Annotated in this window: 8 protein-coding genes, 12 tRNA genes, 1 rRNA gene and 1 pseudogene; 21 read left to right on the top strand and 1 reads right to left on the bottom strand. The window is 41.0% G+C overall.

Annotated elements, in window-relative coordinates; translation table 11 throughout:
- Positions 1–55: 55 nt before the first annotated feature.
- From rrf to BMX30_RS22975, 21 genes and pseudogenes are all read left to right on the top strand, one after another.
- Positions 56–171 (top strand): 5S ribosomal RNA (gene rrf, locus BMX30_RS23080).
- 51 nt (positions 172–222) lie between these two features.
- Positions 223–297: transfer RNA gene (locus tag BMX30_RS23075), tRNA-Glu, on the top strand.
- A gap of 70 nt (positions 298–367) precedes the next feature.
- A tRNA-Val gene (locus BMX30_RS23070) sits at positions 368–443 on the top strand.
- A gap of 36 nt (positions 444–479) precedes the next feature.
- Positions 480–555 (top strand) — tRNA-Thr (locus tag BMX30_RS23065).
- Positions 556–575: 20 nt separating this feature from the next.
- Positions 576–660 (top strand) — tRNA-Leu (locus tag BMX30_RS23060).
- A gap of 40 nt (positions 661–700) precedes the next feature.
- Positions 701–775 (top strand) — tRNA-Gly (locus tag BMX30_RS23055).
- Between the two features lie 7 nt (positions 776–782).
- Positions 783–871, top strand: a tRNA-Leu gene (locus BMX30_RS23050).
- A 66-nt stretch (positions 872–937) separates the two neighbouring features.
- Positions 938–1014 (top strand) — tRNA-Arg (locus tag BMX30_RS23045).
- A 4-nt stretch (positions 1015–1018) separates the two neighbouring features.
- A tRNA-Pro gene (locus BMX30_RS23040) sits at positions 1019–1095 on the top strand.
- 20 nt (positions 1096–1115) lie between these two features.
- Positions 1116–1188: transfer RNA gene (locus BMX30_RS23035), tRNA-Ala, on the top strand.
- A gap of 7 nt (positions 1189–1195) precedes the next feature.
- Positions 1196–1288, top strand: a tRNA-Ser gene (locus BMX30_RS23030).
- A gap of 162 nt (positions 1289–1450) precedes the next feature.
- A tRNA-Met gene (locus tag BMX30_RS23025) sits at positions 1451–1527 on the top strand.
- A gap of 21 nt (positions 1528–1548) precedes the next feature.
- Positions 1549–1625, top strand: a tRNA-Asp gene (locus BMX30_RS23020).
- 236 nt (positions 1626–1861) lie between these two features.
- Positions 1862–3868, top strand: coding sequence for an acetoacetate--CoA ligase (locus BMX30_RS23015; protein WP_090750670.1), 2007 nt, complete (start codon positions 1862–1864; stop codon positions 3866–3868).
- Between the two features lie 187 nt (positions 3869–4055).
- The gene (locus tag BMX30_RS23010) at positions 4056–4625 is read left to right on the top strand and encodes a DnaA N-terminal domain-containing protein (RefSeq protein ID WP_090750668.1); all 570 of its coding nucleotides are present in this window, start codon (positions 4056–4058) and stop codon (positions 4623–4625) included.
- A gap of 219 nt (positions 4626–4844) precedes the next feature.
- The gene (locus tag BMX30_RS23005; protein ID WP_090750666.1) at positions 4845–5165 is read left to right on the top strand and encodes a PadR family transcriptional regulator; all 321 of its coding nucleotides are present in this window, start codon (positions 4845–4847) and stop codon (positions 5163–5165) included.
- Positions 5158–6333 (top strand): DUF2812 domain-containing protein, encoded by a 1176-nt coding sequence (locus BMX30_RS23000; RefSeq protein ID WP_090750664.1) that lies wholly within the window; start codon positions 5158–5160, stop codon positions 6331–6333. The genes BMX30_RS23005 and BMX30_RS23000 overlap by 8 nt, the downstream gene beginning before the upstream one ends.
- A 95-nt stretch (positions 6334–6428) precedes the next feature.
- Positions 6429–6776 carry a hypothetical protein gene (locus BMX30_RS22995; protein WP_090750662.1) on the top strand — a complete coding sequence of 116 codons (348 nt, stop codon included), beginning with the start codon at positions 6429–6431 and terminating at the stop codon, positions 6774–6776.
- Positions 6777–6796: 20 nt separating this feature from the next.
- A pseudogene (locus tag BMX30_RS24340) lies at positions 6797–6979 on the top strand (YcxB family protein); the annotation flags it as partial.
- A 303-nt stretch (positions 6980–7282) separates the two neighbouring features.
- A complete protein-coding gene (locus BMX30_RS22980; protein WP_090750656.1) occupies positions 7283–7720 on the top strand; it encodes an ASCH domain-containing protein in 438 nt (145 codons plus the stop codon).
- A gap of 285 nt (positions 7721–8005) precedes the next feature.
- A complete protein-coding gene (locus tag BMX30_RS22975) occupies positions 8006–8254 on the top strand; it encodes a dihydrodipicolinate synthase family protein (RefSeq protein ID WP_139195436.1) in 249 nt (82 codons plus the stop codon).
- A gap of 36 nt (positions 8255–8290) precedes the next feature.
- Here the strand turns inward: BMX30_RS22975 and BMX30_RS22970 are convergent.
- Positions 8291–8548, bottom strand: a 258-nt coding sequence (locus tag BMX30_RS22970) for an ATP-binding protein (RefSeq protein WP_139195435.1), incomplete at its 5' end; no start/stop codon positions are given.

Here is an 8548-nt window from a genome sequence, read left to right as displayed (position 1 = left end):
TTCTCTTGCAAAATTAAAAAAAGATATTATAATAATAATTGTTTTTTAAAATATGTCTGGTGACGATAGCGAGAAGGTCACACCCGTTCCCATGCCGAACACGGAAGTTAAGCTTCTCAGCGCCGATGGTAGTTGGGGGTTTCCCCCTGTGAGAGTAGGACGTTGCCAGGCAAACCCAAATGTGGGTATTTTTTTTGGGTAAAATGAGATGAAATTCCCTATGGCCCGTTGGTCAAGCGGTTAAGACACCGCCCTTTCACGGCGGTAACACGGGTTCGAATCCCGTACGGGTCACCATAGTTTTTTCGCGTAGCGAAAATCACTTTCTTTATTTCCTTTCATCTAAGAAAGGCAATTACGCAGATTTGGAGGATTAGCTCAGCTGGGAGAGCATCTGCCTTACAAGCAGAGGGTCGGCGGTTCGATCCCGTCATCCTCCACCATATTTTTTTCGGGTAGCAAAGAAAATTTTTTATAATGCCGGCCTAGCTCAATTGGTAGAGCAACTGACTTGTAATCAGTAGGTTGGGGGTTCAAGTCCTCTGGCCGGCACCATCAGGAATTACCTACTATATGCGGGTGTGGCGGAATTGGCAGACGCACTAGACTTAGGATCTAGCGCCGCAAGGCGTGGGGGTTCGACTCCCTTCACCCGCACCAAAGTTTTTTCATGCTATTGAAAATAACTTACAATTTATATGCGGAAGTAGTTCAGTGGTAGAATACAACCTTGCCAAGGTTGGGGTCGCGGGTTCGAATCCCGTCTTCCGCTCCATTGAATTGCCGGGGTGGCGGAACTGGCAGACGCACAGGACTTAAAATCCTGCGGTAGGTGACTACCGTACCGGTTCGATTCCGGTCCTCGGCACCAACGTTTTTTCACGCTGGTGAAAATAACGCTCGTTTAATTTTAACGAGATTTTATAAATAGCTTTATGCGCCCGTAGCTCAATTGGATAGAGCGTTTGACTACGGATCAAAAGGTTAGGGGTTCGACTCCTCTCGGGCGCGCCACTAACGGGAAGTAGCTCAGCTTGGTAGAGCACTTGGTTTGGGACCAAGGGGTCGTAGGTTCGAATCCTGTCTTCCCGACCAGTTGGAGATACAATTATAACGGGGCCTTAGCTCAGCTGGGAGAGCGCCTGCCTTGCACGCAGGAGGTCAGCGGTTCGATCCCGCTAGGCTCCATTTACACGGAGGAATACCCAAGTCCGGCTGAAGGGATCGGTCTTGAAAACCGACAGGCGGGTCAAACCGCGCAGGGGTTCGAATCCCCTTTCCTCCTCCATTATTTTGGTCATTAATATTATCGCGGGGTGGAGCAACGAGCGTTACTCCTTTGAATAATCTGCGAGTTGTACTGATCGAGCCACATCTTGGTTATGCTTCCTGAGATCGGGACAGTCAGTGCTAACATTTAGCATAAACAAAACAATATAATTATTATTATCGCGGGGTGGAGCAGTCCGGTAGCTCGTCGGGCTCATAACCCGAAGGTCGCAGGTTCAAATCCTGCCCCCGCAACCAATCAAATTTTTTTAATACTTTGGTCCGGTAGTTCAGTTGGTTAGAATGCCTGCCTGTCACGCAGGAGGTCGCGGGTTCGAGTCCCGTCCGGACCGCCATATACATATTACTATTCAAAAACTTAATATAATAACAGTCTAGGAAGAACAGCAGATGTGGCTGTTCTTTTTTTGTTCATCCTTGGTTTTTTGGAAACAAAAGAACCGTCCCTCTGCTATTCCTTTACTATTATCAGAAATTTCACTCAAATAATTGACACAACTTCCTTTGATTCGTATGATTTTAGATAGGGTGAATAGATATATTTATATAGTCAAAGAGTAGGAGTGGTTGAATGGATGGAAGAATTGGTGAAGTGATGTGGGAGCCTTCGCAGGAATTTATCGAGAGTACGACTCTGAATCGATATATGAACTGGTTAAAGGAAACAAAGGGCTTGTCGTTCAATGGGTACCAGGATTTGTGGAAGTGGTCGGTTGATGAGCTAGAGGAATTTTGGGCATCGATCTGGGAATTCGGTGATGTAAAGGCTACGAGAAAATATGATCAGGTTTTAGCAGATGCGCAAATGCCGGGGGCTAAATGGTTTGAAGGGGCAAGACTGAACTTTGCCGAGAATCTATTAGCCAAAGATCAGGGAGATAAGACCGCTCTTTATTTCCGGTCGGAAACCGTCCGTGAGAGAACAATCTCTTGGACAGAATTGAAAGAAAGTGTCGCTTCCGTTGCTTCCTCTTTAAGGGAACTCGGAATCAAGCCGGGTGATAGGGTCGCTTCGTTTATGCCAAATATTCCAGAAGCGATGATTGCCTTTTTAGCCACCGCTAGTATTGGTGCGATATGGTCAAGTTGTTCGCCAGACTTTGGTACGAAAAGCGTGGTTGACCGCTTTAAACAAATTGAACCTAAAGTGTTATTTGCTGTGGACGGCTACCATTACAACGGCAAAACATATGATAAAATGTCTGTTGTCGCAGAGTTGCAAAACGAATTAGGAGATTCTTTATCTCATACGATTTTGGTGCCATATGTAGACCAAGGTCAGCTGGAGGGAAACTTAGATAACGCGATTCTTTGGGATGAGCTTTTAAAAGCAAAGGCAGAGCTATCGTTTGAAAGTTTGCCTTTTGACCATCCATTATGGATTGTTTATTCATCAGGTACAACAGGGATGCCGAAGCCGATTGTCCATGGTCATGGTGGTATCACCCTTGAATATGTGAAAACGATGGTCGTTCAAAAAGGGTTATCCCCGGATTCTGTTACGTTCCAATTTACGACGACTGGTTGGATGATGTGGAATACACTTGTTGGGAGCTTGATCTCGGGTGCAACAGTTGTTCTGTATGATGGAAGCCCTGGTTATCCATCGCTGGAGGTATTGTGGGAATTGGCTGAGGATGCTAGAGTGACCGATTTTGGTACAAGCGCGCCATTTCTAATCAACTCGATGAAACAGAATGTACGTCCATGTGAGAACTATGACTTGTCGACAATTAAATCGATTAATTCCACTGGTGCTCCGTTGACGGAAGAAGGGTTTCGCTGGGTCTATGAAAATCTAAAGAAAGATGTATGGTTGGCTTCCTCAAGTGGAGGGACGGATGTTTGTACCGGGTTTGTTGGTGGCGTTCCGATTTTACCGGTAAAAATAGGAGAAATTCAAGGGCGCTGTTTAGGGGTTGAAGCTCAGGCCTTTGATGAAAATGGAAACGCTTTAACGAATGAGGTGGGTGAATTGGTGATCACAAAGCCAATGCCTTCGATGCCCCTATATTTTTGGAAAGACGAGGGGAATAAAAGGTATTTTAATAGTTACTTTGAAACTTACCCTGGTGTGTGGAAGCATGGGGATTGGATTGAAATTAATACAGATGGAAGCTCGGTTATTTATGGGCGCTCTGATTCGACGATCAATCGTTCTGGTGTCCGGATGGGGACAAGTGATATTTACCGGATTGTTGAGAATGTAGACGAAGTGTTTGAGAGTCTGGTGATTGACTTAGAGGTATTAGGACGTCACTCATCGCTTTTACTATTTGTGGTGTTAAAGGAAGACGTTCAATTGTCTGATTCGTTGAAAGCGCAGATTAGAGAGGAAATCAAATCTACCTTATCCCCGCGCTTTATGCCAGATGAAATCTATGCAGTCGAGCAAATTCCAAAAACTCTAAATGGGAAGAAAATGGAAGTTCCCATCCGAAAGCTATTGCTAGGGTTTGAAATGGAAAAAGCCATTAACCCCGATTCAATGAGTAACCCAGAATCGTTATCGTTCTTTCTTTCATTGGCCAAACAGCTGAACGAAGAGAAGCAGGAAGGTCTTTTTACAAACAAATAGAAAGTATTTTTACGAGTCGGGGACAGTGATTAACTGTGTCCCGATTTTTTATTGTAAAGTAGCTTAAAACCGCTATTTGAGTATAAACTGTGTGTGTTTGTCTCCTGGTTTTTTCGATGAATAATGGTACAATTTGTCTATAGTTTGGTATGAGAATAATCTACCTAAAAAGGGAGGGACCTTAACTATGGCTCCATTTAGAAATAATCGAAAACGTTCAATGAAACGCAAGAACAAACAACTCCTAGTTTCTCCGTTAACACCTAATGAAAAGCAGTTTCTCGACATAGTAGAGAATATCGGCACGAGTCGGGCTCTTCAGTTGATAGTAAGTTACACAAAACAGGAAAGTTCAACGGAATCCATCCAAATCGAACAAAAGAAACAACATCAGGAAATCGAAGGATTGCAGAAACGCCTTGCTGTCATTGAGACTGTTATAAGTGAATTACAAACTGAGAAATCTACGCAGAAAGCTTCCCAATCAACGCAATTGATAAAAGATGAGTTAGAGGTATTCCATTGGTGGAATCAAGTCTTAAGTGAAATCCAATTGGTAATATCGAAGCCCTCTTATGATACATGGATTAAGGGAACCTTTGCTAAACGACTGGACGAGGATACGATCGTTGTGTTTTCAAAAAATCAATTTCAGTCTGATTGGTTAGAGGAACGATATAAGGATACAATTTTTCATGCGGTGAAGGCAGTTACTGGGCGTACATATGAAATTGAATTTGGCGTCCATGAAGGGTAATTTCCCCATGTGGACAAATTCCGCGTTAGCTATATAGAAGTAATAGAAGATTAGTTTTACGTTAAAACGGTAAAATCCTACTCTTTTGTTATGGATATTTATAGCAATTAAAGGTGTCCCTCCGCCTCTTTTATATGGTAGTATTATGTTATACGATATATCGTGTCGCATAATATATAATAAAGTACTTCTTACAAGATGAGAGAAGGGATGTAAAGTATGGCCTATAATGGCGGTCCGATGACTGAAGCTATGTATTATGTATTATTAGCGTTGATGCGTCCTAACCATGGGTACCAGCTAATGAATGCCATTACAGATGTATCAAATGGCCGATTAACCATGGGCCCGGGGACGCTTTACGGTGTACTCTCACGGATGCAAAAAGATGGCCTTATTTCATTAGCACAAGATGATGGCAGAAGGAAAACCTATCAAATTACCAAAGATGGTGAACAAGCGCTGCGTATTGAGTATCGTCGCTTAAAAGCATTGATTTATGACAGCCGATTGCTAGAAGAAGGTGATGAGAATGTATAAAAAAGTCTACAAACTTCGTCCCAGTGATTATTGGCGAATTGGTGAGCACGAAAGCTGGTTTAAAGACTTAGCCGCACAGGGGCTTCATCTAAAAAAAATGGGCATTCATTTTGCTCAGTTTGTCAAAGGTGAACCGAAGAATATGAGATACAGAATCGATGTATCGATTAAAAAGAAAATTTCACCCGAACAAATTCAGCTGTATAAAGAAAGTGGATGGGAGTATGTGACGAGGTTTCAGTTTTTTCATGTCTTTTCATCGCCCGCAGAGCTTGATGCACCAGAGCTACATACAGATCCTGCCGAGCAAGCCTACACATTAAAAGAACTAGACAAGAAATTAACGATGAATGCAGTGTTCATTGCGGTTGCGATGGTCGCAATCATTGGGATGATGTTTTCGATTTGGTTTCTTGATGGAACCCCTACCTTTGTGATGATTGATGGAGGAATAATGCAACAAACGATTTTATCCTTCTTCATCGGGTATTTGGCCTACACTTCGTTTCAAGCATCCCGGTCCATTCGAGCTTTGCGAAAAGATCTAGTAGAAGGAAAACCGATTAACCATCATGCTTCATGGAAGAAAAACTACAGTTTTCTTTTCACCTTCATTGTTGGCTTGAGTGCAATCATTCCCTTCGTACAGCTTGCGAAAATGGAGACGAACACATTGCCAGAGGGAGATATTGACTTACCAATCGTCCGTTTAGCGGATGTAGAGCAGAATCCGGAGTTGATACGGGGTAAACCTAGCTATATGAGTGACAATGTCGATTGGGGCAACCGCTATTCGTATGATTGGAGCCCGTTGGCACCCGTGCAATACGAAACAGATGAGACCGGAGTGGTTCCGGGTGAGATGTGGAAGGACGGAAGTGGAGAATATTCACCAAGTCTGACTACAAGGGTTTTTCAGCTTCGTTTTCAAAGTATGGCGGATTCACTGGTTTCGGATTTAATAAAAAGGTATGGCTTTCCTTTTAGCCAAGAAGACTTTGTTGAAACAAAACATCCAAGTTTTGATCAATTGATTGTTCATGAGGAAGAGCATAGGAAAGACGTGATTGCTGCAAAAGGAAAAGCCGTTATCCATGTTCAGTATTTTGGATATGCTGATATCGATTCCGTTATTAAAAACATAGAAGAGAAGATGGAATTCTTCTAAATCTACAGGCAATTAGCTAGGAACCCCCTGTTAAAAGTTAATGAAAGAACCCATGTATTAATAACATTATCAAATGGTTAAAAGGGAGAGGTTTTTTGAGTACTAATCAGGAACTTTCAATCAAAGGTACCGTAAGTTTAGAGGATTTTTTAAAGTACAATACGTATCATTCGAAAACATTTACATCTATTTATTTCCTTATTAGCTTTATAATTTTATGGGCGCTTGGGATTCTTTTTGAATTGCCAATACCAAATGATCTGTTGGTGTGGATGATCGTTTCCATTCCAAAAGCTATTCAAGCACTCATTCTTACTATTTTAATATTCTTCGCTTTAAAAAAATTGTTGAAACGACGAGCAACGAAAGAATATGAAAGCGACCAACTTTTGAAAACCGAAATAAATTACAAGTTTAATAGTGAGAAAATTACCAACAAGTAAGAAGCCCAAATTCCTATTTTGAGTGGAGTGACATTCATTTAGCCTTAGAACAGGAAGAGATGTTTCTTTTATATCTGTCTAAACAAAAGGCCATGATTTTGCCTAAAAGGTTTTTCAATTCGTATGATCAAATTATTCTTTTTAAAAACATGGTTTCTAAGAATATAGAGACAAGTAAAGTGAAGTTTAATAGTGTGAAATAAAGGAAATGCACACGTGGTAATATTATGATTTCAAAGGACGTGTCTGATGAGAAGTAAGGAAAACAGTAAACGCAAGATTACTCAGTGGATTGCTTATGCGATAGTAATGCTTACACTTGCTATAAGATTGGTATTACTACTATCAGGTTTATCTCAGAATCTATCTTTAACCACGCTCGACACTATAACATGGACGGGGTTTGCAATAGGTGTTATTTTATTGTTGGTTTCTTACTTATTTCCCGAAAAGAAATAATTACTTTTTAGAAAACGAGATTACTTACTTGTGAGGGGCGAAGAACGATGAAAAGAATGACGTTTTGGGGCAGGGATGAGAATGATGAAAGGCTGTTAGTTGAGTGTTTGTTAGGGGTGAAAACCGCTACTTGTACGCCAAAGATCTGGTACGATTCTCTTCCAGAAGAAGAACAGGGAGGCGTTGGTACCCAGTTTGATGTTTATACCAAAAAAGGGATGCTTGCGTGTACAATCGAAACCACGGAAATAGTAGAAATTCCTTTCGGTGATATTAGGGGAGACATTGGGGAGAAAATAGCCTACGCGGAGAACTCAACATTGGATGAATTCATTGAGGACCATATTTTTTCTTGGAAAGAGGCACTTTTAAAAGAAGGAATTGGGTTAAACAAGGATACACCTATTATTGTTGAGTTTTTCAAACTCGTAAACTCAAATGTTGATTTTAAGGAATTAGGTCACAAGATTAAGGTATTACTGTAAAAGATCCTAAGGGAGAAATGATGATGTTACTCATACTCATATTAGTGGCCAGACCCTATACAGAATTAGGGACCAACTAAAGGAAATTAAAGATGTACCAGTAAAATATAAGGAATATAATAAGTTGAACTATTCTTGTTTATAAAGCTGGATATTGCATGATAACAAAATTATCATGAGTTGAGGCCATGTAGATTCATTTCGTCTTTAACTTAATTCACGAAACTATGTCTAGTTCTCAAAAGTGCATTAAAAGGGCGATGTAACTAATAGTGAGGAGGTAGGATGATGCTAAATGAAGCCTTTCACATTGCTGTACCTACGGCATTTTTTGCGGACGAGACTTTAAATATTCAGGGGACGATTGATCATATTAGAGATTTGTATAAGCAAGGAGTAAAGTCTGTTCTTGTCTCAGGATCTACTGGGGAGCAGCATAGTCTGAACCTAAAAGAGAAAATCGAATTAATGAACCGTTTAGTATTGGAAGAAGAATGTATTTGGCAAGCAAAAAATGTTCAAAACGGCAGATAAAAATGTATCCATTCAAACCACTCGTCAACGATATTGCTAGTTTTGTAATAATGACTCCTTATAGCGATGACTGTCGCCGTTAAATACCACCAGATGAGAATGGTGGATCAGCCGGTCAATGACTGCCTCCGTCAAAATCGGATCACCAAAAACGTGGTTCCACTGACCGAACTGCAGGTTGGTTGTAATAATGATGCTTTTGGTCTCATAACACATTGAAATTACTTGAAATAATAGCTCTCCACCTTGTTTATGCAAAGGGATATAACCCAGTTCATCAAGGATTAATAAATC

It is taken from the genome of Mesobacillus persicus (assembly GCF_900109925.1).
GTDB lineage: Bacteria > Bacillota > Bacilli > Bacillales > Cytobacillaceae > Mesobacillus_B > Mesobacillus_B persicus.
This window is presented reverse-complemented; position numbering and strand designations above follow the sequence as displayed.

Excerpts from the sequence above, each read along its gene's own strand:
- BMX30_RS23015 (WP_090750670.1), top strand. The coding sequence starts at position 1,862 with ATGGATGGAAGAATTGGTGAAGTGATGTGGGAGCCTTCGCAGGAATTT.
- BMX30_RS23010 (WP_090750668.1), top strand. The coding sequence starts at position 4,056 with ATGGCTCCATTTAGAAATAATCGAAAACGTTCAATGAAACGCAAGAAC.
- BMX30_RS23005 (WP_090750666.1), top strand. The coding sequence starts at position 4,845 with ATGGCCTATAATGGCGGTCCGATGACTGAAGCTATGTATTATGTATTA.
- BMX30_RS23000 (WP_090750664.1), top strand. The coding sequence starts at position 5,158 with ATGTATAAAAAAGTCTACAAACTTCGTCCCAGTGATTATTGGCGAATT.
- BMX30_RS22980 (WP_090750656.1), top strand. The coding sequence starts at position 7,283 with ATGAAAAGAATGACGTTTTGGGGCAGGGATGAGAATGATGAAAGGCTG.
- BMX30_RS22975 (WP_139195436.1), top strand. The coding sequence starts at position 8,006 with ATGATGCTAAATGAAGCCTTTCACATTGCTGTACCTACGGCATTTTTT.